This window comes from Pantoea sp. Ap-967, assembly GCF_011752565.1.
In the GTDB taxonomy this organism is placed as follows: Bacteria; Pseudomonadota; Gammaproteobacteria; order Pseudomonadales; family Pseudomonadaceae; genus Aquipseudomonas.
In genome coordinates, this window is record NZ_VWXK01000015.1 from 77,952 (window position 1) to 103,379 (window position 25,428).

Here is a 25,428-nt window from a genome sequence, read left to right on the forward strand (position 1 = left end):
CTCCTTTGCTTGTTTTTCTGGCAGGAGTTGAAGGTCACGGTGGCGCTCTGGCGGCGCGTGGCCTGTTGCCTGGGCGTTGGCTTGCCCTGCGAAGCAGCCAACACCACTGCAGCAGGCCTCAATGCCTGCGATTTATCGTCCCGGGGCTATGATTAGTCAATTTTCTATTTATTATTCAGACTATTAACCCTGCTTATCATCGAGCCTGCCCATGCCCGAACGCCTGCTCAACGACCGCCTGGACTGGAACCTGCTGCGCACCTTCCGGGTGATCGGCCAGGAATTGTCCATCAGCCGCGCCGCTGCCCGCTTGCACCTCACCCAGCCAGCCGTGAGCCAGGCACTCAAGCGCCTGGAAGAGCAGCTAGGGCGCCAGCTGATCGCCCGCCGCGGCCCACGCTTCGTACTCACCGACATGGGCGAGCAACTGTTCCTGCTGGCGGGCGAGGTGTACGGGCAGATGTCGCAGATCGGCGGCCTGCTGGAACAACCGGCCGACGAGCTGGTGGGCAAGGTGCGCCTGCTGATGATCAGCCGCATCGTCTGCGAGCGCTTCGACGACTTCCTGGCCAGCTTTCACCGCCTGCACCCCCGGGTGGATGTGGAAATCGACGTGATGCGCAGCTCCGACATCGTTGCAGCCTTGCAGGAAAAAACCGCCACGGCCGGGCTGAGCCTGAACCGCCGGCCCCAGCCCCGACTGGAACAGCGCCTGTTCCTGCGCCAGCGCTATGCGTTTTTCTGCGGCAAGCACCACGCCTTGTTTGGCCAGGCCCAGGGCGATCTGCAGCGGGAAAACTTCGTCAGTTTCGCCAGTGACCAGATTGGCGGCATGCTCTCGCCCCTGACCATTTTCCGCGATCAACAAGGATTTTCAGGAAGGATCGTCGCGTCTTCACCGAGCCTTGAAGAAGTGCGCCGGCTGGTGATCGCCGGGTTCGGCATCGGCTGCCTGCCCGAACACGTCGTGGCGCCAGATGTGGCAGCGGGGCTGCTGTGGAAGCTGCCGCCGGCGGAGGGGTTCGCCGATGTGGACATCCACCTGCTGTGGAACCGGGAGCAACGGCTGAGCCGGGCTGAAGAGGTGTTTATCGAGGCGTTGCAGGCCAGTTTGGACTGAGAAAGCACTGCACAAACCAGCGCCGGGAGTTCGTGACGCCTAGGTGAAAAGCTACCGCTGTATAGCCGAGCGATACGCCGCACTGCGCTCACGCTTGCCGACGGAAACTACCACGACCACGACCCGCTCATCCTCAACTCGATAAACAAGCCGATAACCCGATGCCTTGAGCTTGATCTTGTAGTGGTGGGGAAGCTCGCGCAACGCGTCTGCCTGTACCCTCGGCAACTGCAATCGCTCGCCCAGCTTTTTCTTGATCTGCTCACGCACCGTATGCCCAAGCTTCTCCCATTCCTTCAACGCAGATGGAAGAAATTCGAGCTTATAAGTCATCCAGATTCACCGGAACGCCTTGTTCACCCGCACGCGCCTTGGCCAATTCGCTCAATTCCAAATCATCAAGTCGCTCCATCATTGCCTCATACAACTCGGCAGGCACCATGTAGCCCATCACGCGATTGTGGTTCAACACCGCAACGGGCATGCCTGCCGCATCAGACATCACGGCTGTTGGGTTCTTCTTGAGCTCCGACACGCTCACAGTTACATCAGCGAAGATGTTCTGCATGATCACACCCCTCAATTAAGACCGATATTTTGGTCTTTTTTAAGACCGTTAACAACCGTCGATCTCTCAAAACTTGGATCGGACCTCCTAAAGGAGTATGCTCAGATGCATAGCCATGTGCCATCATTCGTGGCGCTATGATATCGCCTGTTGTACAAGGACGACGCCCGTGCCTAGCCATCCGACCCGCCATACCATCGCCCGCCAATGGCAATTGCTCAAGCTCCTGCCCGACCGTCACCCGGGGATGAGTTCGACGCAGCTGCAGGCCGCGTTGTCGCTGTCAGGGCACAAGACCAGCAAGCGCACGGTCGAGCGCGACCTCAATGAACTGGCGACCTTGTTCCCGCTGCATTGCAACAGCAAGGGCATGCCCTATGGCTGGTACTGGCAACCGGGCCTGAGCCTGGACCAGGCCCAGCAGTTGCAACCCGACGTGCTTTCGCCTTCGCAATGGATCGAGCTGCGTGCCTGGGTCGACGATGGCCTGGCCCGGCGCCTGGAAGACCAGCCCCTGTCCGAAGACATGCACCTGGCCCCCCACGACAACGGCGGCGCGATGCTGGCGGCCACGGTCGAGGACAGCCGCGCACTGATGGGCTGGCTGTTGTCCCAGGCGGGGTCCATTCGGGTGAAGGCGCCGGAAACCTTGCGCATGTCGATGGTCGAGCAACTGCGCCAGAGCCTGGCGCTGAACGACGACGGTTTCTGAGCCGGCACAGGGCACGATTGCTTAAGCCTGGCGCTTTACCTACGCTAGGGGCCTTTCCTCAGCCATGAGACAGGGCCATGTCAGAACACCAAACCGCAGGCGAAGGCCGCTTCAACAGCACTGAAATCCGCATTCTCGGTGCCCTGATTGAAAAGCAGGCCACCAGCCCGGAAAGCTACCCGCTGACCCTCAACGCCCTGGTGCTGGCCTGTAACCAGAAGACCAGCCGGGAGCCGGTGATGAATCTCACCCAGGGCCAGGTTGGCCAAGCGCTGCGTGCCCTGGAAAGCCAGGACATGACACGCCTGCAGATGGGCAGCCGGGCCGACCGCTGGGAGCAGCGGGTGGACAAGGCCCTGGAGCTGGTGCCGGCACAGCTGGTACTGATGGGCCTGATGTTCCTGCGCGGCCCGCAAACCCTCAACGAGCTGCTGACACGCAGCAACCGCCTGCACGAATTCGATGACACCGAGCAGATCCAGCACCAGCTGGAGCGGCTGATTTCGCGCGACCTGGCCTTGCACCTGCCGCGCCAGGCCGGGCAACGCGAGGACCGTTACACCCATGCACTGGGCGACCCGGCGGAAATCGAAGCGATTCTGGCAGCCCGCCAGCAGGAAGGCACAACCCGCAGCACAGGCGGCAGTGTTTCGGAGGAGCGGATCGAAGCGCTTGAAGCGCGGATTGCGGCACTGGAAGCCCGCCTGGCCGAACTGGAGGGCTGAGCCGCTTAGGGTTCAGGCTTGGGGAAGTTGCGGCAACTCTTGCGCTCGGCCAGTTCCCGGTCACTGGGGCGCTGGTCGACGAACACGGTGCGGCCGTCGGCGTAGATTTCCAGGTAGCCCCAGTGCAGGTCCTGCTCCTGCTGCCCGGGCTTGGGGGGGACTAGCCACCAGGGTTCGCGGCTGATCAGGGTCATGGTGAAATTCCTGAGGGTGTCTGCCGTAAGCATAGACACCCTCGGGATTTGCTTTGGCAGTGCCGGCCCTTTCGCGGGGCAAGCCCGCTCCTACAGGCGATCTGAGGATTACCTGTAGGAGCGGGCTTGCCCCGCGAAAGGGCCGGCCCAGACTTACGCCGGTGCCGAGGTGCGGATCAGGTGGTCGAATGCCGCCAGCGAAGCCTTGGCGCCCTCACCCACCGCAATCACGATCTGCTTGTACGGCACGGTGGTCACGTCACCCGCAGCGAACACGCCCGGTATGCTGGTCTGGCCCTTGGCATCGACGATGATTTCGCCACGTGGCGACAGCTCGACGGTACCCTTGAGCCAATCGGTGTTCGGCAGCAGGCCGATCTGCACGAAGATGCCTTCCAGCGCCAGGTCATGCACCTGCTCGGTGTTGCGGTCCTTGTAGCGCAGGCCGGTGACCTTCTCGCCGTCGCCCACCACCTCGGTGGTCAGCGCGCTGGTGATGACCTTGACGTTCGCCAGGCTGTGCAGCTTGCGCTGCAGCACCGCGTCGGCGCGCAGTTGGCTGTCGAACTCGATCAGCGTCACCTGGGCGACGATACCGGCCAGGTCGATGGCCGCTTCCACGCCGGAGTTGCCGCCACCAATCACCGCCACGCGCTTGCCCTTGAACAGCGGGCCGTCACAGTGCGGGCAGTAGGCCACGCCACGGGCGCGGTATTGTTGCTCGCCCGGCACGTTCATCTCGCGCCAGCGGGCACCGGTGGCCAGGATCACGGTCTTGGCCTTGAGCGAGGCGCCGCTGGCCAGGCGCACTTCGTGCAGGCCGCCATCGGTTGCCGGGATCAACGCTTCGCCGCGCTGCAGGTTCATGATGTCCACGTCGTACTGCTTGACGTGTTCTTCCAGCGCCGTGGCCAGTTTCGGCCCTTCGGTTTCCTGCACCGAGATGAAGTTCTCGATGGCCAGGGTGTCGAGCACCTGGCCGCCGAAACGCTCGGCGGCAACGCCAGTGCGGATGCCTTTACGGGCGGCGTAGATGGCCGCTGCAGCGCCGGCAGGGCCGCCGCCAACCACCAGCACGTCGAAGGCGTCCTTGGCGTTGATCTTCTCGGCCTGGCGGCTACCGGCGCTAGTGTCGATCTTGCCGAGGATTTCCTCCAGGCCCATGCGGCCCTGGCCGAACAGTTCACCGTTGAGGTAGATGCTCGGCACCGCCATGATCTTGCGCGATTCCACTTCGTCCTGGAACAGCGCGCCGTCAATGGCCACGTGGCGCACATTGGGGTTGAGCACGGCCATCAGGTTCAGCGCCTGAACCACGTCCGGGCAGTTCTGGCACGACAGCGAGAAGTAGGTTTCAAAGGTGAATTCACCTTCCAGGGCCTGGATCTGCTCGATCACCTCGGTGCTGGCCTTCGATGGGTGGCCGCCGACTTGCAACAGCGCCAGTACCAGCGAGGTGAATTCGTGGCCCATGGGGATGCCGGCGAAGCGCAGGCTAATGTCGGCACCCGGGCGGTTCAGCGAGAACGAAGGGCGACGGGCGTCGGTGCCGTCCGCGCTGAAGGTAATAAGGTTTGACAGGCCGGCGATTTCCACCAGCAGGTCGTGCAATTCGCGGGACTTCGCGCCGTCGTCGAGGGAGGCAACGATCTCGATCGGCTGGGTGACCCGCTCCAGGTAGGTTTTCAGTTGCGATTTAAGCGTGGCGTCCAACATACGGGCGATTCCTTTTTCAAAACTCGGATACAAAAACGCCCAGGCGAGGTCGCCCGGGCGCTTTTACGGGGCGGTAGGTACTTCAGCTTTGGCGGCTGTCCACCGCCCGCGGGGTGCGCATCGGCTTAGATCTTGCCGACCAGGTCCAGCGAAGGCGCGAGGGTCGCTTCGCCTTCTTTCCACTTGGCTGGGCACACTTCGCCTGGGTGAGCGGCAACGTACTGGGCAGCTTTCACTTTACGCAGCAGCTCGGCAGCATCGCGGCCTACACCACCGTCGTTCAGTTCAACGATTTTGATCTGGCCTTCCGGGTTGATCACGAAGGTACCGCGATCGGCCAGGCCGGCTTCTTCGATCAGCACGTCGAAGTTGCGCGAGATGACGTGGGTCGGGTCACCGATCAGTGGGTACTGGATCTTGCCGATGGTGTCCGAGGTGTCGTGCCAGGCTTTGTGGGTGAAGTGGGTGTCGGTGGACACGCCGTAGATTTCCACGCCCAGTTTCTGGAATTCGGCGTAGTTGTCGGCGAGGTCACCCAGTTCGGTCGGGCAGACGAAGGTGAAGTCGGCTGGGTAGAAGAACACGACGGACCACTTGCCTTTCAGGTCGGCTTCGCTGACCTGCACGAACTCGCCCTTGTGGTAGGCAGTGGCGTTGAACGGTTTGACCTGGCTGTTGATGATTGGCATGAGAGACGCTCCTTCATGGGGTTGGAATCAGTTGATGGAGAGAATCCTAACCGCTGCTCCCGACAAAGGCTCATTGGCAAAGCTCATGCTGGTGATTGGTTTTGGCTATAACCGGAGATAATTAATAGAAGGGAATGGGCTGAGCAAAGGATTGCGCACCGCGCCCCCTTTGCAGTGGAGCCTGCTGTGGGAGCGGCCTTGCGTCGCGAAAGGGCCGCACAGCGGCCCCAGGCGATATCGTCAGGGCACCTGGGGCTGCGTTGCAGCCCTTTCGCGACGCAAGGCCGCTCCCACATGGATCAGCGGGTGGCGGTGCGCATGGTGACGAATTCTTCGGCGGCCGTGGGGTGCACGCCGATGGTTTCGTCGAACTGCTGCTTGGTGGCACCAGCCTTCAAGGCCACGCCCAGGCCCTGGATGATCTCGCCGGCATCCGGCCCGACCATGTGGCAACCCAGCACCTTGTCGGTTTCGGCATCGACCACCAGCTTCATCAGGGTTTTTTCCTGAATGTCGGTGAGGGTCAGCTTCATGGCGCGGAAGCGGCTTTCGAAGACCTGCACCTTGTGCCCAGCTTCCAGCGCCTGCTCTTCGGTCAGGCCCACGGTGCCGATCGGCGGCTGGCTGAACACGGCGGTCGGGATGTTCTGGTAGTCCACCGGGCGGTACTGCTCGGGCTTGAACAGGCGCCGCGCCACGGCCATGCCCTCGGCCAGGGCCACGGGGGTGAGTTGGACACGGCCAATCACATCACCGATGGCCAGTACCGAAGGGGCAGTGGTCTGGTATTGGTCGTCGACGCGGATATAGCCACGCGCGTCCAGCTCCACGCCGGTGTTCTCCAGGCCCAGGTTGTCGAGCATCGGCCGCCGGCCAGTGGCGTAGAACACGCAATCGGCCAACAGTTCGCGGCCATCCTTGAGGGTAGCCTTCAAGGTGCCATCTTCGAGCTTGTCGATGCGCTGGATATCGGCGTTGAATTGCAGGTTCAGGCCGCGTTTTTCCAATTCTTCCTTGAGGTGGGTGCGCACCGAGCCGTCAAAGCCGCGCAGGAACAGGTCGCCGCGGTACAGCAAGGTGGTATCGGCGCCCAGGCCCTGGAAGATGCCCGCGAACTCGACGGCGATATAACCGCCCCCGACCACCAGCACCCGGCGTGGCAGTTCCTTGAGGTAGAAGGCCTCGTTGGAGGTGATCGCCAGTTCCTTGCCCGGGATGTCCGGAACCTGCGGCCAGCCGCCGGTGGCGATGAGGATATGCTCGGCGCTGTAGCGCTGGCCGTGCACTTCCACTTCGTTGGCGCCAGTGATGCGCGCATGGCCTTGCAGCAAGGTCACGCCGCTGTTCACCAGCAAGTTGCGGTAGATGCCGTTGAGGCGTTCGATCTCGCGGTTCTTGTTGGCAATCAGCGTGCCCCAGTCGAAGTGGCCTTCTTCCAGGGTCCAGCCGAAGCCGGCAGCTTGTTCCAGTTCGTCGGCAACGTGGGCGCCGTACACCAGCAGTTTTTTCGGCACGCAGCCAACGTTGACACAGGTGCCGCCCAGGTAGCGGCTTTCGGCCACTGCCACTTTCGCACCGAAGCCTGCAGCGAAGCGCGCCGCGCGCACGCCGCCGGAACCGGCGCCAATCACGAACAGATCAAAATCGTAGGCCATGTATTCAGTCTCCTTGGCAGGCGCCCAGCATAACGCACTGGGGCCGCTTTGCGCCCCTTCGCGGGGCAAGCCCGCTCCTACAGGTTGTGTGCAAATCTTGGGATTTGCACCGGCCGTGTAGGAGCGGGCTTGCCCCGCGAAGGGCCGCAAAGCGGCCCCAGCCATCAGCAACAGCGTGAATCAGTAAGCCTTGCCAGCCTTGTAGAAGTGCTCGAAGCAGAAGTTGGTCGCTTCGATGTAGCCTTCAGCGCCACCGCAGTCGAAACGCTTGCCCTTGAACTTGTAGGCAATCACGTTGCCTTCAGCGGCCTGCTTCATCAGCGCGTCGGTGATCTGGATCTCGCCACCCTTGCCCGGCTCGGTTTGTTCGATCTTCTCGAAGATGTCCGGGGTCAGGATGTAACGGCCGATGATCGCCAGGTTCGACGGTGCGTCTTCAGGCTTGGGCTTCTCGACCATGGCGTCGACACGGAAGATGCCGTCCTTGATCTCTTCACCGGCGATAACGCCGTACTTGTTGGTTTCCTGCGGGTCGACTTCCTGGATGGCGACGATCGAGCAGCGGTACTTCTTGTACAGCGCAACCATTTGCGCGAGCACGCCGTCGCCGTCGAGGTTGACGCACAGGTCATCGGCCAGCACCACGGCGAACGGTTCGTCACCGATCAGTGGGCGGCCGGTCAGGATGGCGTGGCCCAGGCCTTTCATTTCGGTCTGACGGGTGTAGGAGAACGAGCACTCGTCGAGCAGGCGGCGGATACCGACCAGGTATTTTTCCTTGTCGGTGCCTTTGATCTGGGTTTCCAGCTCGTAGCTGATGTCGAAGTGGTCTTCCAGCGCACGCTTGCCGCGGCCGGTAACGATGGAAATCTCGTTCAGGCCGGCATCCAGTGCCTCTTCAACGCCATACTGGATCAGCGGCTTGTTGACCACCGGCAGCATTTCCTTGGGCATGGCTTTGGTAGCAGGCAGGAAGCGCGTGCCGTAGCCGGCTGCGGGGAACAAGCATTTCTTGATCATAAACATCCTTAAACAAAGGCGAGGCCTGTGGAATTCGGCGCAGTCTAATCAGGCGGCATGCAGCTTACAATGCCCTGCCTGTGGCGACCGCTGCCATCATAGAGAAATCTCAGTGTAGATAGTTCCAAACCGTTCGTGAAAATCACGTCATCCGGCCCCTGCACGGGCACGCCGCGCAGGGGCCGGGCGCCATGCTCAATGGCCGCTGCCCTGCCCCAGCAACACCCCATCGACCTGCTGGCCATACAGGTTGACGCCATCATTGGCATGGAACTTCAGCCGCGTTTTCTCGATGGAACCTTCCACCAGGCGCGGGTCCTGCGGGCGCTCGTGGCGGTTGACCCAGGCGGCCACGTCCCAGGCCTGCTGGTCGCTCAAGGTGCCCGGCTTGCCCAGGGGCATGTTGTACTTGATGAACGAAGCCGCGGTGTTGATCCGGTGCATGCCGGCCCCCCAGTTGTAGGCGTCCTTGCCCCACAGCGGCGGCATCACGTACTCGCCCGCCACCTTTTGCCCCTGGCCATCGTCACCGTGGCAAATAGCGCATTGCGCGCGGTACACCTGCTGGCCACGGGCAAAGTCGTAGCCGCCCTTGGGCTGCGGCACGTCGGGGTAGCCGCGGCCGGCAATTTCCACGCCGGTGGGCGCGCGGGTAGACAACCAATAGGCATACACCGACAACGCCGTCATCTGCGGGCTGTCCGCCGCTGGCGGCTTGCCGTTCATGCTGAACTGGAAACAGCCCTGCACGCGCTCGGCATAGGTGTTCACCTTGTCGTTCTTCTTGCGATACGCCGGGTACATCGGGTAGGCACCCCACAGCGGCGCAGAATGCGCCAGGCGCCCCTGGTCGAGGTGGCAGTTGCTGCAGTTCATGCCGTTGCCCACGGCCTCGGGCATCAGGCGCCGGGTGTCGACGAACAGCGCGTGGCCTTCACGGACCATCTTGCCAAAGGCGTTGTCCGGCAGTTCGCCCTCGCCTGGGGGCATGAAGCGCGGCGTGGCATCGCCAGCCGGCACCTGCAGTTGGGACTGGTCTGGCATGGCAATGGGCACGGCCAAGGCATTGCCCATGGCCAGCAGTAACAGGGTTGGCATCAGGCGCTTCATGGCTGGGCCTCCTGGCGGGCGGGCTGGGCGAAGAACTCGGCAATCGCCTGGACTTCGGCATCGGTCATGGCCTTGGCCACGCCGACCATCAACTGATTGGGGTCGTTGCGCCGGCTGCCATCGCGCCAGCTATTGAGTTGCGCCACCAGGTAGGCCGCAGGCTGCCCGGCCAGGGGTGGGAAATGCTCGCCCACACCGCTGCCGCCAGGGCCATGGCATTGCACGCAACCGGGAATCTGCCGCAGCCAGTCGCCGTACAGGGCCAGGCGCTCGGTGGCATTGCCCGCGATCTGCTGGCGCCGCAGGGGCGGCGCTGGGTCGGCGGGCAGGCTGGCCAGGTAAGCGCTGACGGCATCTATTTCATCGTCCGTCAGGGCTTTGGCCAGGGGCGCCATCACCGGCTGCTGGCGGCTGCCGCTGCGCCAGTCATGCAATTGCTTGCTCAGGTAGCCGGCCGGCAAGCCGGCCAGGCGGGGAAAGCCTGCAGCCGGCATGCCCTTGCCGTCAGGCCCATGGCAGCCCAGGCAAGCCATGGCGGCGGGGCTGGCGCCACCCTGGGTGAATACGTTCTGGCCATCGGCGCCATGCGCCGCGGGCCAGGCCAAGATCAGCAAGCTGCCGATCACGACGCGACTCAACGGGGTCATCACGAATCTCCATTTCTTTTGTTATAAGCTTAGGCTTAAAAAACATAAGCAAATGGATACTAGCCCCGTAGGGAAAGCCGCAACAACGCCTGGGCCGACCAAGGGATGGCAAATGGCCTTTTAACCGCGCATCACTTGCGCCAGATCAACTACCGGAGATGCATTCGGTCACTTGCGTGCGCACATCCCCAGGGCGCAGTGGGAAATTGTTGAGCCGTTCGTGCAGCTTGATGCTGCTGCCACTGCCGCGCTTGCCGATGTCCACCAACGCTGCCGGCCCCGTGCCGGGGGTGAGCTTCTGCGGCACGATCAGGCGCAGGCCCTCGCCGTGTTTTTCCTCTTCCAGTGGGCCACGGGACTCGGCCAGGCGCTGCTTCACACAATCGGCGAATTCACGCGGCGTCTTGCCAGAGATCACTTCCAGGGTTTCCCGCGATTGCTCCAGTTCCGAGACGCTGGCACAACCGCCAAGCGCCAGGCACAACGCCGCCACCATCCACTTCATTTGCAGCACCTCTGCTATCAAGAATGTGTACGACAACGGCAAGGCGCATTTGCTCCGTGCTTTGGCAGATTTATCTACGGCGCGGCGGCCAAGCGCGGCAGGGCAGGCTCACATCGTGGTATCGTTCGCCTTTGCAGAACCAGACTTTGCGGAGCACCCCATGAAATTCGTACACCAGCGCGAGCACCTGAACGAGGACGACATCGTCGTCATCGAATGCTCCCAGCGCTGCAACATCCGCCTGATGAACGACGCCAACTTCCGCAGCTTCAAGAACGGCGGCCGGCACACCTACCACGGTGGCCACTTCGAACGCTTCCCGGCCAGAATCACCGTACCCAGCACCGGGTTCTGGAACATCACCATCGATACCGTAACCACGCGCCCGATCTCGGTGACCCGCAAGCCAACCCTCACCCACAAGATCAAGATCATCCGTCGCTCGTCGTCGAAACTCGGATAAGGCCCGCCATGACCCAGAACATCAAGTACGTCATCAAGTACAAGCTCGACGGCCAGCGCCGCTGGGACTTCGCCGTGATGGCCGATGCCTCCCACGAGCAGGCGCTGGAAGCCCTGCGCAAGATCCACGGCGATGACGCCGAGAAGATCAGCGACATCCAGGTGAGCAAGGCACTGTAAGGCCACCGCATTCAAGGAGTAGCGCATGAGCAACTGGCCCGACCGTCGTATCCTCGATCTGCTGGGCATCGAGTTGCCCATGCTGCAAGCGCCGATGGCCGGTGCCAGCGGTTCACCCCTGGCCATTGCCGTGGCCAAGGCCGGCGGGCTCGGCGCCCTGCCCTGCGCCATGCTCACCGGCGAGCAGGTACGTGCCGAGGCCGAAGCGTTCCGTGCCGCCTGCCCGGGGCGCCCGCTGAACCTCAATTTCTTCTGCCACCAGCCACCTGCGCCCGACCCAGAGCGCGATGCCCGCTGGAAGCAGGCGCTCAAGCCGTACTACACGGAAGTCGGCGCCGACCACGAGGCGCCCTCGCCCGTGTCCAACCGTGCGCCCTTCGACGAACAGAGCTGCCAGTGGGTGGAGCAGTTGCGCCCGGAGGTAGTGAGTTTTCACTTCGGCCTGCCCGAGGCGGGTTTGCTGGCGCGGGTCAAGGCCACCGGGGCCAAGGTGCTGTCCAGTGCCACCACGGTGCAGGAAGCGCTGTGGCTGCAGGCCCACGGCTGCGATGCAATCATCGCCATGGGCTATGAGGCCGGTGGCCATCGGGGCATGTTCCTGAGCAACGACATCACCAGCCAGATCGGCACCCTGGCCCTGGTGCCGCAGATTGCCGACGCCGTGCAACTGCCGGTGATCGCCGCCGGCGGCATCGCCGACCACCGCGGCCTGGTAGCGGCACTGGCACTGGGTGCCAGCGCCGTGCAGATCGGCACCGCCTACCTGTTCTGCCCCGAGGCCAAGGTGTCGCCAGCCCACCGCCATGCCCTGGACACCGCAGCGGCCAGCGACACGGCGCTGACCAACCTGTTCACCGGGCGCCCGGCGCGGGGCATCAACAACCGCATCATGCGTGAGCTGGGGCCGATGAGCGCACTGGCCCCGCGCTTTCCGCTGGCAGGGGGCGCGCTGATGCCCTTGCGGGCGATCACCGAGCCCCAGGGCAACAGCGATTTCAGCAACCTGTGGGCAGGCCAGGCCTTGCGCCTGGGCAGGCCTATGGGCGCCGAGGCGTTGACGCGGGAGATTGCCGAGAAAGCCTTGGCGCAGATAGCGCGCTAGCCATCGAACCGCTGCCGCCCCCTTCGCGGGCTTGCCCGCGAAGAGGCCAACGGCGTCAACATCATCCTCGGCCTTCATCCCCTTCTCTTCAGCCCCCTTCCCGACAAATGGCCTATCGCTATATAGTCACCACCATAACGATAACCACCCCAAGGAGCTGTCTTCATGCGTATTCGCCTGTCCCACCTGGCCGCCACCGCCCTGGCCAGCCTGATCTCCCTCAACAGCGCCTGGGCTGACGAGGTTCAGGTTGCCGTCGCCGCGAACTTCACCGCGCCGATCCAGGCGATCGCCAAGGACTTCGAGAAAGACACCGGCCACAAACTGGTCGCCGCCTATGGCGCCACCGGGCAGTTCTACGCACAGATCAAGAACGGCGCCCCGTTCGAAGTGTTCCTCGCCGCCGATGACAGCACCCCGGCCAAGCTTGAGCAGGAAAAGGAAATTGTCCCAGGTTCGCGTTTCACCTACGCCATCGGCACCCTGGCGCTGTGGTCGGCCAAGCCCGGCTATGTGGACAACAAGGGTGAAGTGCTGAAGAAGAACCAGTTCCAGCACCTGTCCATCGCCAACCCGAAAGCCGCGCCTTACGGCCTGGCCGCCACCCAGGTACTGGACAAACTCAAGCTGACCGAGGCCACCAAGGGCAAGATCGTCGAAGGCCAGAACATCACCCAGGCCTTCCAGTTCGTCTCCACCGGCAATGCCGAGCTGGGCTTCGTTGCCCTGTCGCAGATCTACAAGGACGGCAAGGTCGAAAACGGCTCGGCCTGGATCGTACCGTCCAACCTGCACGACCCGATCCGCCAGGACGCCGTGATCCTCAACAAGGGCAAGGACAACCCAGCGGCCAAGGCCCTGGTCGACTACCTCAAGGGCCCGAAAGCCGCTGCGGTGATCAAGTCCTACGGTTATGAAATCTGATGCCACTGGACGCCAGTGACCTGGGTGCGATCTGGCTGACCCTGAAGTTGGCCAGCCTGACCACCTTGATCCTGCTGCTGGTCGGTACGCCCATCGCCTGGTGGCTGGCGCGCACGCGCTCGTGGCTGCGCGGGCCGGTGGGCGCGGTGGTGGCCCTGCCGCTGGTGCTGCCGCCAACGGTGATCGGCTTTTACCTGCTGATCGCCCTTGGCCCGCACGGCTGGCTCGGCCAGGCAACCCAGGCCCTGGGCCTGGGCACCGTGGTGTTCAGCTTCACCGGCCTGGTCATCGGCTCTACCGTGTATTCGATGCCCTTCGTGGTACAGCCACTGCAGAACGCCTTTGCCGCCATTGGCCAGCGCCCGCTGGAAGTCGCCGCCACCCTGCGCGCCAGCCCCTGGGACACCTTCGTCCATGTGGTGCTGCCGCTGGCCCGGCCCGGCTTCGTCACCGCCAGCATCCTGGGCTTTGCCCACACCGTGGGCGAGTTCGGCGTGGTGCTGATGATTGGTGGCAACATTCCCGACAAGACCCGCGTGGTTTCGGTGCAGATCTTCGATCACGTCGAGGCCATGGCCTATTCACAAGCCCACTGGCTGGCCGGTGCCATGCTGGTGTTCTCGTTCCTGGTGCTGCTCCTGCTGTATGCCGGGCGCCGTAGCAAGGCTGGCTGGAGCTGAAATGAGCGGATCCATTGTGGCGCGCCTGAAACTGGCGCGTGACGACTTCACCCTGGACGTCGACCTGCAACTGCCCGGGCGCGGCATCAGCGCGCTGTTCGGCCATTCCGGTTCCGGCAAGACCTCGTGCCTGCGCTGCCTGGCCGGCCTGGAGCGCGCAGCCAGTGCCTACGTCGAGGTCAACGGCGAGGTGTGGGAAGACAGCACCCGCGGCTACTTCCAGGCACCCCAGCTGCGCCCAGTGGGTTATGTGTTCCAGGAGGCCAGCCTGTTCCCGCACCTGTCGGTGCGCGGCAACCTGGAGTTCGGTTGGCGGCGGATTGCGCCAACCGAGCGCAAGGTCAGCCTCGACCAGGCCAGTGAGCTACTGGGCATCAGCCACCTGCTGGCACGCAAGCCATCGACCTTGTCCGGTGGCGAGGCGCAGCGCGTGGGCATCGCTCGGGCATTGCTCAGCAGCCCACGGCTGCTGTTGATGGACGAGCCACTGGCGGCCCTGGATGGGCCGCGCAAGCGCGAAATCTTGCCCTACCTGGAACGCCTGCACGACGAACTGGACATTCCGCTGGTGTATGTCAGCCATGCCCAGGACGAGGTGGCGCGGCTGGCCGACCACCTGGTGCTGCTGGAGCAAGGCCGGGCCATGGCCAGCGGGCCGATCGGCGAAACCCTGGCCCGCCTGGACCTGTCGCTGGCCCAGGGCGAGGATGCCGGCGTGGTGTTCGAAGGCCTGGTGGTTGGCCACGACCCGCAGTACGACCTGCTCGACCTGCGCCTGCCCGGCAGCGACGGGCTGCAGCTGCGCATCGCCCACCCGGCGCACAGCATGGGCAGCACCTTGCGGGTCAAGGTGCAGGCCCGCGATGTCAGCCTGGCGCTCGACGCCGGCTGCGCATCGAGCATCCTCAACCGCCTGCCAGTGCGGGTGCGCGAAGTACGCCCGGCCGACAACCCGGCCCATGTGCTGGTAAGCCTGGAGGCCGGCGGCAATGCGCTGCTGGCGCGCATCACGCGCTATTCGGCCGACCAGCTCGCGCTGCAGCCGGGCCAGCCCCTGATCGCCCAGATCAAGTCGGTGGCGCTGCTCGGCTGAGCAAGATCACCGTGGCTGCGGTCCACTGATCAGTCACCTGATCGAGGCCCGCCGCCGATGCTCGACTGCCCGCTGCCCCCCAGCCTGCATTATGTGGACGACAACCAGCCAGGCCTGAGTCGCCGGCGCTGGCGCGACCGCTTCATCTACCTCGATGCCCAAGGCCAGCGGGTACGCGACCGCGACACGCTGGCGCGCATCGCCGCCCTGGTGATCCCGCCGGCCTACACCGATGTGTGGATCTGCGCAGACCCCCAGGGCCATTTGCAAGCCACTGGGCGTGACGCACGCGGGCGCAAGCAGTACCGCTACCACGTGCAATGGCGCGAATTGCGCGACCAGCACAAGTACGGGCGCATGCTGGCCTTCGCCCAGGCCTTGCCGAAATTGCGTGCGCAGCTGCAAACGCACTTGGCCCGCCCGGGGCTTGACCGGGAGAAGGTGATGGCGCTGGTGGTCAGCCTGCTCGACCACACCCTGATCCGGGTTGGCAACCAACGTTACCTGCGCGATAACAAGTCCTATGGCCTGACCACCTTGCGCAACCGCCACGTCACGGTCCAAGGCAGCACCATCCGCTTCCAGTTCCGTGGCAAACGCGGCGTCGAACACAATGTCACCTTGCGCGACCGACGCCTGGCCAACCTGCTCAAGCGCTGCATGGAGCTGCCCAGGCAGACGCTGTTCCAGTACCTGGATGCAGACGGCCAGCGCCACAGCATTGGCTCCAGCGAGGTGAACCAGTTCCTGCAGCAGCTCACCGGTGCCGACTTCACCGCCAAGGACTACCGCACCTGGGCCGGCAGCAGCCTGGCGTTGAGCCTGCTCAGGCCGTTGCAATGGGAACCGGAAAGCGAAGCCAAGCGCCAGGTCGCCGCCATCGTCAAGCAGGTTGCCACGCGCCTGGGCAACACCCCGGCGGTGTGCCGGCGCTGCTACATCCACCCAGCAGTACTGGAGCACTACGCCCTCGGGCGCCTGGCCGGACTGCCAGGGCGCCGGGTACGCAAAGGCCTGGACCAGGAGGAAGTGACACTGCTGTTGTTTCTCCAGGCCCTGGAGGAAAAGGACGATCATTGAGCCGCGCTATTTACCCCATCATGCAGAGAAATTTCCCATAAAGGCCGAACCCCCCTATTCTTGCCATCGAGCACCACCGCCAACACCCGGTTGGCGCTTTACCTCGGCACCTGCCACTTAAAGAGGCGCAACAGAATTTACCTTCAAGGGAATTACTAACCCGTGAAAGCGTCTTTAATGAGAAGGAAGAGGGACAAGCTCCCACCGCTGCGGCACTTGGCCAGGCGGATTTCTATATCACCAAGGAGAACTACATGCTGATACTCACCCGTAAGGTTGGCGAAAGCATCGTCATCAACGATGACATCAAAGTCACCATTCTGGGCGTAAAAGGGATGCAGGTGAGGATTGGCATCGATGCACCAAAGGATGTTCAGGTGCACCGTGAAGAGATCTTCAAGCGCATCCAGGCCGGCAGCCCGGCGCCGGAAAAGCACGACGATCAACACTGAGCTTCCTGCTTCAAGCCGCACGGACGCGCTTGATCCACTGGCCGGCGCACGCCGCAAGCTAAAGCTCAGGTGCCGACCAACTCGCGCACCTTGGCGATCATGCTGTCCATGTCGAATGGTTTGTCGAACACCGCGGCGAATAGCTCCGGGCGTCCTTGGCTGGCCTGTGCGCCGCTCATGAGGATTACCGGCAGGTCGTGCAGTTGCAATTCCTCACGAATCGCCATCACCAACTCTTCGCCATTGAGCATGGGCATCATGTAGTCAGTGATCACCAACTCCACGCGCTTTTCCCTGAGCGCTTCCAGCGCCCTGCGCCCGTTGCTGGCTTTTTCTACCAGAAAACCTTCATCCTCCAAGGCAAAACCGAGGATGTCGGCAATCAGGTATTCGTCATCGACGATCAGGATGGTGTTCATCGTTCGCCCCGTCACCCACCCCCTTGCGGCACCGGTGTTCCGGAAAGCACGCCGCAGGCGCCCTCGAATGCCTTGCGCAGGCTGATGCCTTGCGGCCCGATGTGCAATTCATGAAGGGCCGGGTCGTGGTGGCTGTCGCGCACCTTGAGAATCGACAGCATGCGCCGCAATTGCGAATCGAGCTCTACAAAGCGCATCAGCATGAGGTTGTCGACGATGCTCGACAGGTCCGGGGCCGGCGCGCTGATTTCCGAGCCGAAAATGTCCCGCATCTCCCAGGTGAGCATCACGCTGACGTCGCGCGCACGCAATTCGCCGGTCAAGGCGCGGAAGAACGCATTGAGCCGCGCCGGGTCCGCTGCCAGGCGGCTGAAAGCGCCGAGGCTGTCGATGAGTACGCGCTTGCTGCCGTGCTGTTCGACCTGGGCCAGCAAGCGCGCACCAACCTGGTCGAGCAACCCTTCGGTGGTGGGTTGCCATGCCAGCTGCAGGCTGCCTTCGCGCTCCAGGGCTGCAAAATCGTAACCCAGTGAGGCGGCCTTCATGCGCAGCCTGCCTGGGGTTTCATAGAAACCGAAATGCAGGGCCGGCGCCTGGGCACTGGCGGCGCCGAGAAAGGCCAGGCCCAGGGAGGTCTTGCCAATGCCGGAGGGCCCCATCAGCAGCGTGACCGAGCCTTGGGCCAAGCCGCCGTCGAGCATTTCATCCAGGGTTTCAACACCAGTGGTGACCCGGTTCAACGACTCGCCACCGAGCTGGCTGGGGTGACTGTACAGCGCCTCAAGGCGCGGAAACACGTGCATCCCGGCCTCGTCGATCAGGCACTCGTGGCGGCCGGACAACGCACCGCTGCCTCGGGTCTTGCGCAGCTGCACATGGCGCACGGCGCGGCTACCGATTAATTGCTCGCCCAGTTCGATCACGCCATCGACCATGGTGTGTTCGGGGCTGCCTTCGTCCAGCCGGGCGCTGGTCAGCAGCAACACGGTACAACCGGCAAAGGCCGCGTGGCCTTGCAGTTCGGAGACGAATTTCTTGGTGTCCAGCGCCGTTTCCGCCCGCACCCGGGCGTTGAGCACGCCGTCGACAATCAGCAGGCTGGCCTGCTGCCGGGCGATTTCCTGGCGGAGCAAGCGCACCACGGCCTCCAGGCCTTCCTGCTCCAGGGTGTCGAACGCGCTGACGAACTGGATCGGGTCACCCACCAGGGCCGGGTCGAAGAATTCGAGGGTGGCCAGGTACTGGAACAACCGCTCATGGGACTCGCTGAGCAAGGTCGCCACCAGCACCCTGCCGCCGCGGCGCACATGGCCGCAGGCCAGCTGGTTGGCCAGGATGGTCTTGCCGGCGCCCGGCGGCCCCTGAACGATGTAGGAAGCACCCGCCACCAGCCCGCCCTTGAGCAGCGCATCGAGCCCGTCAATTCCCGTGACCAGCCGCTTGAGTGTTTGCACCATGATGGCTACCTGTCGAGTTGCGCTCGCGCGCCAGGCTGGTGGGTCGGCAGGTACAGGCGCATGCAGGTGCCCTGGCCGGGCGCGCTGTCGACGCTGATCGAGCCATTGCTTTGCTTGGCGAAACCATACACCTGGCTCAGCCCAAGCCCTGTGCCCTTGCCAAAGGCCTTGGTGGTGAAGAACGGCTCGAAGATACGCGGCAGCACTTGCGGGTCGATGCCTTCACCGCTGTCGCGCACTTCGAAGCACACATAGGCGCCACAGAGCCCGTCCACCTCGCCTGCCAGCTCCACGGCCTCGGCCGCCAAACGGATGGTGCCGCGTTCACCAATGGCATCGCGGGCGTTGAACAACAGGTTCAGCAGGCCCATCTGCAACTGCCCGGCATCCACCTCGATTGGCGGCAGGTCGGGCTGGACCTCGTCAAGCAAGGCGATATCACGCGGCAGGGCGTGTTCGAGCAAGCTGCGCGTGGCTGCAACCAGCTCGGCGGGTGCAACCAGGGAAACATCGAACTGCCGGTGGCGAGCGAAACTGAGCAACTGCTGGGTCAGCTCGGTACCACGCTGGCTGGCATCGAGAATATGCTCGATCATGCGTCGCACGCGAGCAGGGTCTGGGCTGGCCAAGGCCAGGCGCGCCGAGCTGATGATGATGGTGAGCATGTTGTTGAAGTCGTGCGCCAGGCCACCGGTGAGCTGCCCCAGGGCTTCGAGCTTCTGCGCCTGGAACAGCTGGGCACGAACGGCATCGAGCTGCAGCGCCGATTCGCGCCGGTTGGTAATGTCACGGGTAACCTTGGCCAGGCCGATGATCTGGCCTTGTTCATCGCGAATCACATCCAGCGCGGCCAGTGCCCAGAACTGCGTGCCATCCTTGCGCACGCGCCAACCTTCGTCCTGCGCCACACCCTGCTCCAGGGCCTGGCGAACCAGGCGCTCGGGGCGCCCGTCGGCGCAATCCTGCGGGGTGAAGAACATGGAAAAGTGCTGGCCGATGATCTCCTCGGCGCGGTAGCCCTTGATCCGTTCGGCGCCTGGGTTCCACGACACCACTCGGCCGCTGGGGTCGAGCATGTAGATGGCGTAATCCACCACCGATTGCACCAGTTGCTCGTAGCGGCTGGCGGGCATGTCTGGGTGTTCGGTGCGGTCGGCTGAAACCATGCAAGCTCCACAGGCACAGCGGAAGGGACGAGTTGAGCTTAGCCGAGCCCACGCATGAAGGGGTGTGCACAACGCCGGATCATGTGTTTCCAGGCTCTACCAGCGCGGGGCTCAAGCGCCGGGGCATGGCCACCTTGAGCAGCCACAGGCACACCAGCATCACCCCCGCCCCTGCCCCCAGCGCTACCAAACGCTGGGGCTGCGGGCTCGCGGCATCGAGGCCGAGCATCAGCAGGTAGCCACCCAGGGCCATCAGCGTCAGATACAGAAACCCACCCAGCAGCAGTACCAGGGTCAACAGCAGACGCCAGCGCAGCCGCGGGCGAACGACGCGCCCGGTTTCGGCAGGGGGAGCGGCCTGGGGCATGGCATCACACTCATTGGATCCATTCAAGAAGAGCAACAGTGGCGTAATGACAGCAGCGTGTCAATTACTGGGGGTTGCTCTTCAGTGAGTAGAGGATAGGCGCCACAGCTCGCAGGGCTATACCAATGGATTATAAACAGCCCGCCATGGCCGGGTGCCTGCGCCTAGCATGGGGTTTCCCGGCAGCGCTGAACAGCGTCTAAACCGTTGAATTGTGCAAGCTTTTGGTGTCTAATGCGCGACTTGCCGTCGTGCCCCGATGGTGAAATTGGTAGACACATCGCACTTAAAATGCGCCGTCGCGAGACGTCCCGGTTCGAGTCCGGGTCGGGGCACCATGTCCACCCCGTGGGCACCTGACGACTCCCTCCTGCAAAAGCCCATCGCCCCTGGCGGGCGGCGCTTTCAAGCTGCTCCCTGCAAGCCCCAACGCAACTGCTAGAGTTGAGCATGTCACCGCTCATCTGGAACGCCGCCATGCGCTATTCCCTGCTCGATGGTCAACGCGACTTCATTCTGCTGATTGCTCGCGTGCTGCTGATGATCCTTTTCCTGATTTCCGGCTGGGCCAAGCTGACCGGGTTCGAGGGCACGGTGGGCTACATGACCTCGCTGGGCGCTCCGGCACCGATGCTGGCGGCGGCGGTGGCGGTGGTCATGGAGTTTTTCGTCGCCATTGCCTTGATCCTGGGCTTCTATACCCGCCCGCTGGCGCTGCTGTTCGCCTTGTTCGTGCTCGGCACGGCCCTGCTTGGCCACCCTTTCTGGAACATGGTCGAACCTGAGCGTGCCGCCAACATGACGCAGTTCCTGAAGAACATGAGCATCCTCGGCGGCCTGCTGGTGCTGGCGGTCAGCGGCCCGGGCCGCTACTCGATCGACGGGCGCTGAGTCAGTCGTCCGGGTCGTCGTGCCAGGCGGGGTGACCAGGCTCGTCGTCGTCCAGGTCATCGAACAGCGCCTCGTCCTCTTCGACGTCGTCTTCGGCACCCTGGGCGTCGGCCTCTGGCTCGAAGTCGTCATCGAGGAATTCGTGGTCGAGCAGGTGATCATGCTCGGGCTCGTGCAGGTCGTCTTCGTCGCGCATGGTGGCTCCTGGAATCGTGGCACGCCTGTATAGGCGGATCGGCGGGCGGGGTCAATGGGTGGCGTTAATGTTGGGTTAACCGGGCGGGCCCAGGCTGAAAGCTCTCCCTTCAAAACGCTTGTTGCCCGCCTTCATGGCGGGCTTTTTTTGCCTGGCTTACAAGCGCCGCATTCCCCCTGTAGGAGCGGGCTTGCCCCGCGAAGCAGGCGACGCAGTGCGTGGCACCGCCTTCGCCGGTGTTCGCGGGGCAAGCCCGCTCCTACAAAAATATAAGTTGAATCAGATAGTTACGATTCGCTCTATAGGAGCGCAGTTCGCAATGTGCCCTTTCACGAAATGATGACAAGGGCCTTGGCACACTAACCCTGCTTCTCTCGTTCTTTTGAACCCGCCACTGGTTGGCGGGTTTTTCTTTTTCAGGGCCCGGACTGACCATTGGCGGCCAATTCGCAGGCATTAAAAAAGCCCCGCAACCTCAAGGGTTGCGGGGCTTTCGAATGGTGGAGGCCGAGGTCGGAATCGAACCGGCGTAGACGGATTTGCAATCCGGAGCATAACCACTTTGCTACTCGGCCTCAAAGGTCGGATCTAGCTGCTTGCGCTTTGCTATCTCCTTGAAACGCTGAACCTTTTTCAAAGTTTGCTGCGTTTCGATGGGCGCCATTATGTCCGCATTCGTTTCACCTTGCAACCCCCTGAACGAAAAAAAATTTCAACGGGCTCAAGGTGTTAGCGCCAGCGGCTGAGTTTACTCCACAAACCGACCACGGTGTTCTCCAGCGTACCGCTGGCCGCCATGCCGATGCGCTCCTGCAAACTCTTGCGCTCGGCATAGTGCAGGTGGAACAGGTTGGCCGTGCGGGCGCGGTCGCTGAGGTATTCGTCGCTGGTCTGCAGCGCATCCACCAGCTTGCGGTTCAGCGCAGCGACGCCGAGCCAGACTTCACCGGTGGCCACTTCATCAATGTGCAACTGCGGGCGGTAGCGGGAAACAAAATCCTTGAACAGCTGGTGGGTGATGTCCAGGTCTTCCTGGAATTTCTCCCGGCCCTTCTCGGTGTTCTCGCCGAACACGGTCAGGGTGCGCTTGTATTCTCCGGCCGTCAGCACCTCGAAATCGATGTCGTGCTTTTTCAACAGGCGGTTGACGTTGGGCAACTGGGCCACCACGCCAATCGAGCCGAGTACGGCGAACGGCGCACTGACGATCTTCTCGCCGATACAGGCCATCATGTAACCACCGCTGGCGGCAACCTTGTCGATGCACACCGTCAACGGAATACCGGCCTGGCGAATGCGCGCAAGCTGGGAAGCAGCCAGGCCATAGCTGTGCACCAGGCCACCCCCGCTCTCCAGGCGCAGCACCACTTCATCACGCGGCGTGGCAAGGGTGAGCAGCGCGGTGATTTCGTTGCGCAGGCTCTCGGTGGCCGATGCCTTGATATCGCCATCGAAGTCGAGCACGAACACCCGGCTCTTTTCGTCGGCCTTGGCCTTTTTCTGCTGTTTTTGCTCCTTGGCCTGCTGCTTGCGCAGGGCCTTGAGCTCGGCCTTGTCGAACAGGCCGCTTTCCAGGCGCTCGCGCAGCTCTTTATAGAACGTATTCAAGCGCGTGACCTGCAATTGGCCACCGGCCTTGCGTCGGCCCTTGCCGCGCAGCCCGGCAATGGCCGACAACACCACCAGAATGGCAATCACCAAGGTGGCGGTTTTAGCGAGAAAGCTTGCGTATTCGGCAAGAAACTCCACGTTGACTCCTTAATAACCTGCGCCCGTTCGGCGCGAAACTGAACCAAGCATACCGGTGCGCCCGTGCCCTCGCCAGCCGAGGTAAACGCTGGCAACACAGTTCAAACAACCTTTTCAAACGCTTGTATGTTTTTTCGTTGACAGCCTGTGTGGGGCATCCTAACCTCGCAGCAACCTCCAAAGCCGGATACCTTCGTGGGCAACCTCTACCTGATCCGCCATGGCCAAGCCTCTTTCGGCGCTGACGACTACGACGTCCTGTCGCCAGTGGGCGTGCGCCAGAGCCAGGCACTGGGCGAACACCTGGCCCGGCTTGGCCTGCAACTGGACCGCTGCGTGGCGGGTGACCTGCGTCGTCAGCAGGATACCGCGCGGCTGGCCCTGCAAGCCCTGCAGCACGAAGGCTGCGCGATTCCGCCCATTGAGACTGACGCAGCCTTCAACGAGTTCGATGCCGACGGCGTGATCCGCGCCCTGTTGCCGGCCTTGCTTGAGGATGAGCCCCAGGCCCGCGACATCCTGCGCAACGGCGCACAGAACCGTAGCGAGTTCCAGCGCCTGTTCGCCTTGATGGTGCAGCGCTGGCATGCCGGCGAGCACGCAGGCGATGGCCTGGAAACCTGGCAGGCATTCACCGCCCGGGTACAGGCCGGCTTGCAGCGGCTGCTGGACGCCGCCGGCAGTGGCGGCAACATCGCCGTCTTTACCTCCGGTGGCACCATTGCCGCCCTGCTCCACCTGGTCACCGGCATCACCCCCAGTCAGGCCTTTGCGCTGAACTGGCAAATCATCAACACGTCGCTCAGCCAGCTGAAGTTCCGCGGCCGCGACGTGGCCCTGGCTTCCTTCAACAGCCAAGCCCACGTGCAACTGTTGAGGGCGCCGGAGCTCATCACCTACCGTTGAGCCCGGCCTGTTTTGTCCCTGCGGGGATATGAATACCACTCTATAAGGAATGCACCATGACCTCCGTAGCTGATGCCGTGAAAAAGATGCAAGAGAAGTTCAACCCGTCCGCGGCCGCTGGCCTGGACCTGGTGTTCGGCTTCAACATCACCGACGAAAACAAGCACTACGCGCTGATCGTCAAGGACGGCACCTGCGACCTGCAGGAAGGCGAAAACCCGGATGCCAACTGCACCCTGGTAATGGACAGCGAAACCCTCAAGGGTATCGTCAGCGGTGAAACCGACGGCATGCAGGCCTTCATGGGCGGCAAGCTGCGTGTCGAAGGCGACATGATGCTGTCGATGAAACTCAGCGAGCTGTTCCCTTCCTGAGTGGCGGGCAGCACGCGAGCACGAAAAACCGAAGCCTGAGTGGCTTCGGTTTTTTTTTGCCCGGCATTCGGGGCAGTGATCGACCGGCAACACCCTTGCCTATATGGCCCTGGCACGCTTGTTCCAACCTGGCAAGGCCATTAGATTAGCCAATAGTCGTTGCGACAGAAAATAAGGAAAACGCATGACGCTCACCGACCAGTCCACCCAGGTACGCCCCGGCGAAGAACTCGACGCGGCCGTCATCGATCCTTACCTCAAGGCCACCATCGCCGGCCTGAGCGGCCAGCCGCGCATCAGCCAGTTTCCAGGTGGCGCCTCCAACCTCACGTATCTGGTGAGCTACCCGGAGCGCGAGTTCGTGCTGCGCCGGCCACCGTTCGGCCAGAAGGCCAAGTCGGCCCACGACATGGGCCGCGAATTTCGTATCCTCAACCAGCTCAACCATGGCTTCCCTTACTGCCCCAAGGCCTATGCCCATTGCACCGACACCTCGTTGATCGGCGGCGAGTTCTATGTGATGGAACGGGTGAATGGCATCATCCTGCGCTCGGACATTCCCACCGGGCTGGGCCTGGACCCTGCACGCACCGAGGCCCTGTGCAAAAGCTTCATCGACCGGCTGGTTGAACTGCACCAGGTTGACTACGAGGCCTGCGGCCTGGCCGACCTGGGCAAGCCAGAAGGCTATGTGCAGCGCCAGGTCGAAGGCTGGGCCAGCCGCTACGAAAAGGCCCTGACCCCCGATGCACCGCGCTGGGAGCAGGTAGTGGCCTGGCTCCACGCGAAAATGCCCGCCGACCACCCGCGCCCAGGCATCGTGCACAACGACTACCGCTTCGATAACGTGATTCTCGATGCCAACAACCCCATGCGCATCATCGGTGTACTGGACTGGGAGATGGCCACCCTTGGCGACCCGCTGATGGACCTGGGCAACAGCTTGGCGTACTGGATCGAGGCCAGCGACCCGGCCCCGGTGCAATTGATGCGGCGCCAACCGAGCAACGCCCCGGGCATGCTCACCCGTGCCGAGTTCGTCGCCTATTACGCCGAGCGCGCAGGTATCGAACTGGAAAACTTCAATTACTACTATTGCTATGGCCTGTTCCGCCTGGCCGGCATCGTGCAGCAGATCTACTACCGCTACTACCACGGCCAGACCCAGGACAAACGCTTCGCCCAGTTCATCCACATGAACCGCTTACTGGAGCAGATGAGCCTGCAGGTCATCGGCAGATCTCCCCTTTGATGCCAGACAACAAGGAA

The 25,428-nt window shown here is 63.0% G+C and carries 31 protein-coding genes and 2 tRNA genes; 16 read left to right on the forward strand and 17 right to left on the reverse strand.

Annotated elements, in window-relative coordinates; all coding sequences use genetic code 11:
* The first annotated feature begins 211 nt into the window (after window positions 1-211).
* The gene (locus tag F3J45_RS17075; RefSeq protein WP_167065035.1) at window positions 212-1,120 is read left to right on the forward strand and encodes a LysR family transcriptional regulator; all 909 of its coding nucleotides are present in this window, start codon (window positions 212-214) and stop codon (window positions 1,118-1,120) included.
* A 51-nt stretch (window positions 1,121-1,171) separates the two neighbouring features.
* Here the strand turns inward: F3J45_RS17075 and F3J45_RS17080 are convergent, their stop codons facing one another.
* Complete coding sequence (locus F3J45_RS17080; protein WP_167065038.1) at window positions 1,172-1,453, reverse strand: type II toxin-antitoxin system RelE/ParE family toxin; 282 nt, start codon at window positions 1,451-1,453, stop codon at window positions 1,172-1,174.
* Window positions 1,443-1,688: a type II toxin-antitoxin system Phd/YefM family antitoxin gene (locus tag F3J45_RS17085; RefSeq protein ID WP_167065041.1), complete on the reverse strand. Its 246-nt coding sequence runs from the start codon at window positions 1,686-1,688 to the stop codon at window positions 1,443-1,445. The genes F3J45_RS17080 and F3J45_RS17085 overlap by 11 nt, the downstream gene beginning before the upstream one ends.
* 169 nt (window positions 1,689-1,857) lie before the next feature.
* Here F3J45_RS17085 and F3J45_RS30520 point away from each other — a divergent pair, with 169 nt between their 5' ends.
* Window positions 1,858-2,400, forward strand: a complete 543-nt coding sequence (locus F3J45_RS30520; RefSeq protein WP_167065044.1) for a WYL domain-containing protein — start codon at window positions 1,858-1,860, stop codon at window positions 2,398-2,400.
* A gap of 77 nt (window positions 2,401-2,477) precedes the next feature.
* Window positions 2,478-3,125 carry a YceH family protein gene (locus F3J45_RS17095; protein WP_167065046.1) on the forward strand — a complete coding sequence of 216 codons (648 nt, stop codon included), beginning with the start codon at window positions 2,478-2,480 and terminating at the stop codon, window positions 3,123-3,125.
* Between the two features lie 5 nt (window positions 3,126-3,130).
* Here the strand turns inward: F3J45_RS17095 and F3J45_RS17100 are convergent, their stop codons facing one another.
* The 8 genes from F3J45_RS17100 to F3J45_RS17135 all read right to left on the reverse strand — a co-directional run bounded on the left by F3J45_RS17100 (window position 3,131) and on the right by F3J45_RS17135 (window position 10,661).
* A complete protein-coding gene (locus F3J45_RS17100) occupies window positions 3,131-3,319 on the reverse strand; it encodes a hypothetical protein (protein ID WP_167065049.1) in 189 nt (62 codons plus the stop codon).
* Window positions 3,320-3,472: 153 nt separating this feature from the next.
* The gene (ahpF, locus tag F3J45_RS17105; RefSeq protein ID WP_167065052.1) at window positions 3,473-5,035 is read right to left on the reverse strand and encodes an alkyl hydroperoxide reductase subunit F; all 1,563 of its coding nucleotides are present in this window, start codon (window positions 5,033-5,035) and stop codon (window positions 3,473-3,475) included.
* Between the two features lie 125 nt (window positions 5,036-5,160).
* Entirely contained in the window at window positions 5,161-5,724 is a 564-nt protein-coding gene (gene ahpC, locus F3J45_RS17110) for an alkyl hydroperoxide reductase subunit C (protein WP_004375926.1), read from the reverse strand.
* A 299-nt stretch (window positions 5,725-6,023) separates the two neighbouring features.
* The gene (gorA, locus tag F3J45_RS17115) at window positions 6,024-7,379 is read right to left on the reverse strand and encodes a glutathione-disulfide reductase (RefSeq protein ID WP_167065055.1); all 1,356 of its coding nucleotides are present in this window, start codon (window positions 7,377-7,379) and stop codon (window positions 6,024-6,026) included.
* A gap of 180 nt (window positions 7,380-7,559) precedes the next feature.
* Complete coding sequence (galU, locus tag F3J45_RS17120; protein ID WP_167065058.1) at window positions 7,560-8,399, reverse strand: UTP--glucose-1-phosphate uridylyltransferase GalU; 840 nt, start codon at window positions 8,397-8,399, stop codon at window positions 7,560-7,562.
* A 195-nt stretch (window positions 8,400-8,594) separates the two neighbouring features.
* Complete coding sequence (locus F3J45_RS17125) at window positions 8,595-9,509, reverse strand: c-type cytochrome (RefSeq protein WP_167065061.1); 915 nt, start codon at window positions 9,507-9,509, stop codon at window positions 8,595-8,597.
* Complete coding sequence (locus tag F3J45_RS17130; RefSeq protein WP_167065064.1) at window positions 9,506-10,156, reverse strand: cytochrome c; 651 nt, start codon at window positions 10,154-10,156, stop codon at window positions 9,506-9,508. The genes F3J45_RS17125 and F3J45_RS17130 overlap by 4 nt, the downstream gene beginning before the upstream one ends.
* Before the next feature lie 145 nt (window positions 10,157-10,301).
* Window positions 10,302-10,661: a hypothetical protein gene (locus tag F3J45_RS17135; RefSeq protein WP_167065067.1), complete on the reverse strand. Its 360-nt coding sequence runs from the start codon at window positions 10,659-10,661 to the stop codon at window positions 10,302-10,304.
* Window positions 10,662-10,821: 160 nt separating this feature from the next.
* On the opposite strand from F3J45_RS17135, the gene F3J45_RS17140 reads away from it, so the two are divergent.
* The 8 genes from F3J45_RS17140 to csrA all read left to right on the forward strand — a co-directional run bounded on the left by F3J45_RS17140 (window position 10,822) and on the right by csrA (window position 16,634).
* Window positions 10,822-11,124: a DUF1883 domain-containing protein gene (locus F3J45_RS17140; RefSeq protein WP_167065070.1), complete on the forward strand. Its 303-nt coding sequence runs from the start codon at window positions 10,822-10,824 to the stop codon at window positions 11,122-11,124.
* Between the two features lie 8 nt (window positions 11,125-11,132).
* Window positions 11,133-11,303 carry a hypothetical protein gene (locus F3J45_RS17145; protein WP_167065073.1) on the forward strand — a complete coding sequence of 57 codons (171 nt, stop codon included), beginning with the start codon at window positions 11,133-11,135 and terminating at the stop codon, window positions 11,301-11,303.
* A 25-nt stretch (window positions 11,304-11,328) separates the two neighbouring features.
* Window positions 11,329-12,405: a nitronate monooxygenase family protein gene (locus F3J45_RS17150; RefSeq protein WP_167065076.1), complete on the forward strand. Its 1,077-nt coding sequence runs from the start codon at window positions 11,329-11,331 to the stop codon at window positions 12,403-12,405.
* A 165-nt stretch (window positions 12,406-12,570) separates the two neighbouring features.
* Complete coding sequence (gene modA, locus F3J45_RS17155; RefSeq protein WP_167065079.1) at window positions 12,571-13,329, forward strand: molybdate ABC transporter substrate-binding protein; 759 nt, start codon at window positions 12,571-12,573, stop codon at window positions 13,327-13,329.
* A complete protein-coding gene (gene modB, locus F3J45_RS17160; protein WP_167065082.1) occupies window positions 13,329-14,009 on the forward strand; it encodes a molybdate ABC transporter permease subunit in 681 nt (226 codons plus the stop codon). The genes modA and modB overlap by 1 nt, the downstream gene beginning before the upstream one ends.
* A gap of 1 nt (window position 14,010) precedes the next feature.
* The gene (modC, locus tag F3J45_RS17165; protein WP_167065085.1) at window positions 14,011-15,102 is read left to right on the forward strand and encodes a molybdenum ABC transporter ATP-binding protein; all 1,092 of its coding nucleotides are present in this window, start codon (window positions 14,011-14,013) and stop codon (window positions 15,100-15,102) included.
* A 57-nt stretch (window positions 15,103-15,159) separates the two neighbouring features.
* A complete protein-coding gene (locus F3J45_RS17170; RefSeq protein WP_167065088.1) occupies window positions 15,160-16,182 on the forward strand; it encodes a DNA topoisomerase IB in 1,023 nt (340 codons plus the stop codon).
* A 254-nt stretch (window positions 16,183-16,436) separates the two neighbouring features.
* The gene (gene csrA / locus F3J45_RS17175; RefSeq protein ID WP_012315047.1) at window positions 16,437-16,634 is read left to right on the forward strand and encodes a carbon storage regulator CsrA; all 198 of its coding nucleotides are present in this window, start codon (window positions 16,437-16,439) and stop codon (window positions 16,632-16,634) included.
* 65 nt (window positions 16,635-16,699) lie between these two features.
* On the opposite strand, the gene F3J45_RS17180 is transcribed toward csrA, so the two are convergent.
* The 4 genes from F3J45_RS17180 to F3J45_RS17195 all read right to left on the reverse strand — a co-directional run bounded on the left by F3J45_RS17180 (window position 16,700) and on the right by F3J45_RS17195 (window position 20,043).
* A complete protein-coding gene (locus F3J45_RS17180) occupies window positions 16,700-17,053 on the reverse strand; it encodes a response regulator (RefSeq protein WP_167065091.1) in 354 nt (117 codons plus the stop codon).
* A gap of 11 nt (window positions 17,054-17,064) precedes the next feature.
* The gene (locus F3J45_RS17185; RefSeq protein WP_167065094.1) at window positions 17,065-18,510 is read right to left on the reverse strand and encodes an ATPase domain-containing protein; all 1,446 of its coding nucleotides are present in this window, start codon (window positions 18,508-18,510) and stop codon (window positions 17,065-17,067) included.
* A 5-nt stretch (window positions 18,511-18,515) separates the two neighbouring features.
* The gene (locus F3J45_RS17190) at window positions 18,516-19,676 is read right to left on the reverse strand and encodes a nitrogen regulation protein NR(II) (RefSeq protein ID WP_167065097.1); all 1,161 of its coding nucleotides are present in this window, start codon (window positions 19,674-19,676) and stop codon (window positions 18,516-18,518) included.
* A 79-nt stretch (window positions 19,677-19,755) separates the two neighbouring features.
* Complete coding sequence (locus F3J45_RS17195) at window positions 19,756-20,043, reverse strand: hypothetical protein (protein ID WP_167065099.1); 288 nt, start codon at window positions 20,041-20,043, stop codon at window positions 19,756-19,758.
* A gap of 253 nt (window positions 20,044-20,296) precedes the next feature.
* Between F3J45_RS17195 and F3J45_RS17200 the strand changes: the two genes are divergently transcribed.
* Together F3J45_RS17200 and F3J45_RS17205 are read left to right on the forward strand one after the other, a co-directional pair.
* Window positions 20,297-20,381 (forward strand) — tRNA-Leu (locus tag F3J45_RS17200).
* Window positions 20,382-20,493: 112 nt separating this feature from the next.
* On the forward strand, window positions 20,494-20,934 hold the full coding sequence (locus F3J45_RS17205; protein ID WP_370526397.1) for a DoxX family protein: 441 nt from the start codon (window positions 20,494-20,496) through the stop codon (window positions 20,932-20,934).
* 1 nt (window position 20,935) lies between these two features.
* On the opposite strand, the gene F3J45_RS17210 is transcribed toward F3J45_RS17205, so the two are convergent.
* The 3 genes from F3J45_RS17210 to sohB form a co-directional block, all read right to left on the reverse strand.
* Window positions 20,936-21,130: a hypothetical protein gene (locus tag F3J45_RS17210; protein ID WP_167065102.1), complete on the reverse strand. Its 195-nt coding sequence runs from the start codon at window positions 21,128-21,130 to the stop codon at window positions 20,936-20,938.
* Between the two features lie 501 nt (window positions 21,131-21,631).
* Window positions 21,632-21,705: transfer RNA gene (locus F3J45_RS17215), tRNA-Cys, on the reverse strand.
* 154 nt (window positions 21,706-21,859) lie between these two features.
* The gene (sohB, locus tag F3J45_RS17220) at window positions 21,860-22,879 is read right to left on the reverse strand and encodes a protease SohB (RefSeq protein ID WP_167065105.1); all 1,020 of its coding nucleotides are present in this window, start codon (window positions 22,877-22,879) and stop codon (window positions 21,860-21,862) included.
* Window positions 22,880-23,074: 195 nt separating this feature from the next.
* Here sohB and F3J45_RS17225 point away from each other — a divergent pair, with 195 nt between their 5' ends.
* From F3J45_RS17225 to F3J45_RS17235, 3 genes are all read left to right on the forward strand, one after another.
* The gene (locus tag F3J45_RS17225) at window positions 23,075-23,785 is read left to right on the forward strand and encodes a histidine phosphatase family protein (protein WP_167065108.1); all 711 of its coding nucleotides are present in this window, start codon (window positions 23,075-23,077) and stop codon (window positions 23,783-23,785) included.
* 56 nt (window positions 23,786-23,841) lie between these two features.
* Complete coding sequence (locus tag F3J45_RS17230) at window positions 23,842-24,159, forward strand: SCP2 sterol-binding domain-containing protein (protein ID WP_167065111.1); 318 nt, start codon at window positions 23,842-23,844, stop codon at window positions 24,157-24,159.
* Window positions 24,160-24,343: 184 nt separating this feature from the next.
* Entirely contained in the window at window positions 24,344-25,411 is a 1,068-nt protein-coding gene (locus tag F3J45_RS17235; RefSeq protein WP_167065114.1) for a phosphotransferase family protein, read from the forward strand.
* Window positions 25,412-25,428 lie beyond the last annotated feature (17 nt).

Bases quoted from the DNA above. Each gene is read 5' to 3' on its own strand.
- F3J45_RS17075 (WP_167065035.1), top strand. From the start codon at position 212: ATGCCCGAACGCCTGCTCAACGACCGCCTGGACTGGAACCTGCTGCGC.
- F3J45_RS17080 (WP_167065038.1), bottom strand. From the start codon at position 1,453: ATGACTTATAAGCTCGAATTTCTTCCATCTGCGTTGAAGGAATGGGAG.
- F3J45_RS17085 (WP_167065041.1), bottom strand. From the start codon at position 1,688: ATGCAGAACATCTTCGCTGATGTAACTGTGAGCGTGTCGGAGCTCAAG.
- F3J45_RS17095 (WP_167065046.1), top strand. From the start codon at position 2,478: ATGTCAGAACACCAAACCGCAGGCGAAGGCCGCTTCAACAGCACTGAA.
- F3J45_RS17100 (WP_167065049.1), bottom strand. From the start codon at position 3,319: ATGACCCTGATCAGCCGCGAACCCTGGTGGCTAGTCCCCCCCAAGCCC.
- ahpF (WP_167065052.1), bottom strand. From the start codon at position 5,035: ATGTTGGACGCCACGCTTAAATCGCAACTGAAAACCTACCTGGAGCGG.
- ahpC (WP_004375926.1), bottom strand. From the start codon at position 5,724: ATGCCAATCATCAACAGCCAGGTCAAACCGTTCAACGCCACTGCCTAC.
- gorA (WP_167065055.1), bottom strand. From the start codon at position 7,379: ATGGCCTACGATTTTGATCTGTTCGTGATTGGCGCCGGTTCCGGCGGC.
- galU (WP_167065058.1), bottom strand. From the start codon at position 8,399: ATGATCAAGAAATGCTTGTTCCCCGCAGCCGGCTACGGCACGCGCTTC.
- F3J45_RS17125 (WP_167065061.1), bottom strand. From the start codon at position 9,509: ATGAAGCGCCTGATGCCAACCCTGTTACTGCTGGCCATGGGCAATGCC.
- F3J45_RS17130 (WP_167065064.1), bottom strand. From the start codon at position 10,156: ATGACCCCGTTGAGTCGCGTCGTGATCGGCAGCTTGCTGATCTTGGCC.
- F3J45_RS17135 (WP_167065067.1), bottom strand. From the start codon at position 10,661: ATGAAGTGGATGGTGGCGGCGTTGTGCCTGGCGCTTGGCGGTTGTGCC.
- F3J45_RS17140 (WP_167065070.1), top strand. From the start codon at position 10,822: ATGAAATTCGTACACCAGCGCGAGCACCTGAACGAGGACGACATCGTC.
- F3J45_RS17145 (WP_167065073.1), top strand. From the start codon at position 11,133: ATGACCCAGAACATCAAGTACGTCATCAAGTACAAGCTCGACGGCCAG.
- F3J45_RS17150 (WP_167065076.1), top strand. From the start codon at position 11,329: ATGAGCAACTGGCCCGACCGTCGTATCCTCGATCTGCTGGGCATCGAG.
- modA (WP_167065079.1), top strand. From the start codon at position 12,571: ATGCGTATTCGCCTGTCCCACCTGGCCGCCACCGCCCTGGCCAGCCTG.
- modB (WP_167065082.1), top strand. From the start codon at position 13,329: ATGCCACTGGACGCCAGTGACCTGGGTGCGATCTGGCTGACCCTGAAG.
- modC (WP_167065085.1), top strand. From the start codon at position 14,011: ATGAGCGGATCCATTGTGGCGCGCCTGAAACTGGCGCGTGACGACTTC.
- F3J45_RS17170 (WP_167065088.1), top strand. From the start codon at position 15,160: ATGCTCGACTGCCCGCTGCCCCCCAGCCTGCATTATGTGGACGACAAC.
- csrA (WP_012315047.1), top strand. From the start codon at position 16,437: ATGCTGATACTCACCCGTAAGGTTGGCGAAAGCATCGTCATCAACGAT.
- F3J45_RS17180 (WP_167065091.1), bottom strand. From the start codon at position 17,053: ATGAACACCATCCTGATCGTCGATGACGAATACCTGATTGCCGACATC.
- F3J45_RS17185 (WP_167065094.1), bottom strand. From the start codon at position 18,510: ATGGTGCAAACACTCAAGCGGCTGGTCACGGGAATTGACGGGCTCGAT.
- F3J45_RS17190 (WP_167065097.1), bottom strand. From the start codon at position 19,676: ATGGTTTCAGCCGACCGCACCGAACACCCAGACATGCCCGCCAGCCGC.
- F3J45_RS17195 (WP_167065099.1), bottom strand. From the start codon at position 20,043: ATGCCCCAGGCCGCTCCCCCTGCCGAAACCGGGCGCGTCGTTCGCCCG.
- F3J45_RS17205 (WP_370526397.1), top strand. From the start codon at position 20,494: ATGTCACCGCTCATCTGGAACGCCGCCATGCGCTATTCCCTGCTCGAT.
- F3J45_RS17210 (WP_167065102.1), bottom strand. From the start codon at position 21,130: ATGCGCGACGAAGACGACCTGCACGAGCCCGAGCATGATCACCTGCTC.
- F3J45_RS17230 (WP_167065111.1), top strand. From the start codon at position 23,842: ATGACCTCCGTAGCTGATGCCGTGAAAAAGATGCAAGAGAAGTTCAAC.
- F3J45_RS17235 (WP_167065114.1), top strand. From the start codon at position 24,344: ATGACGCTCACCGACCAGTCCACCCAGGTACGCCCCGGCGAAGAACTC.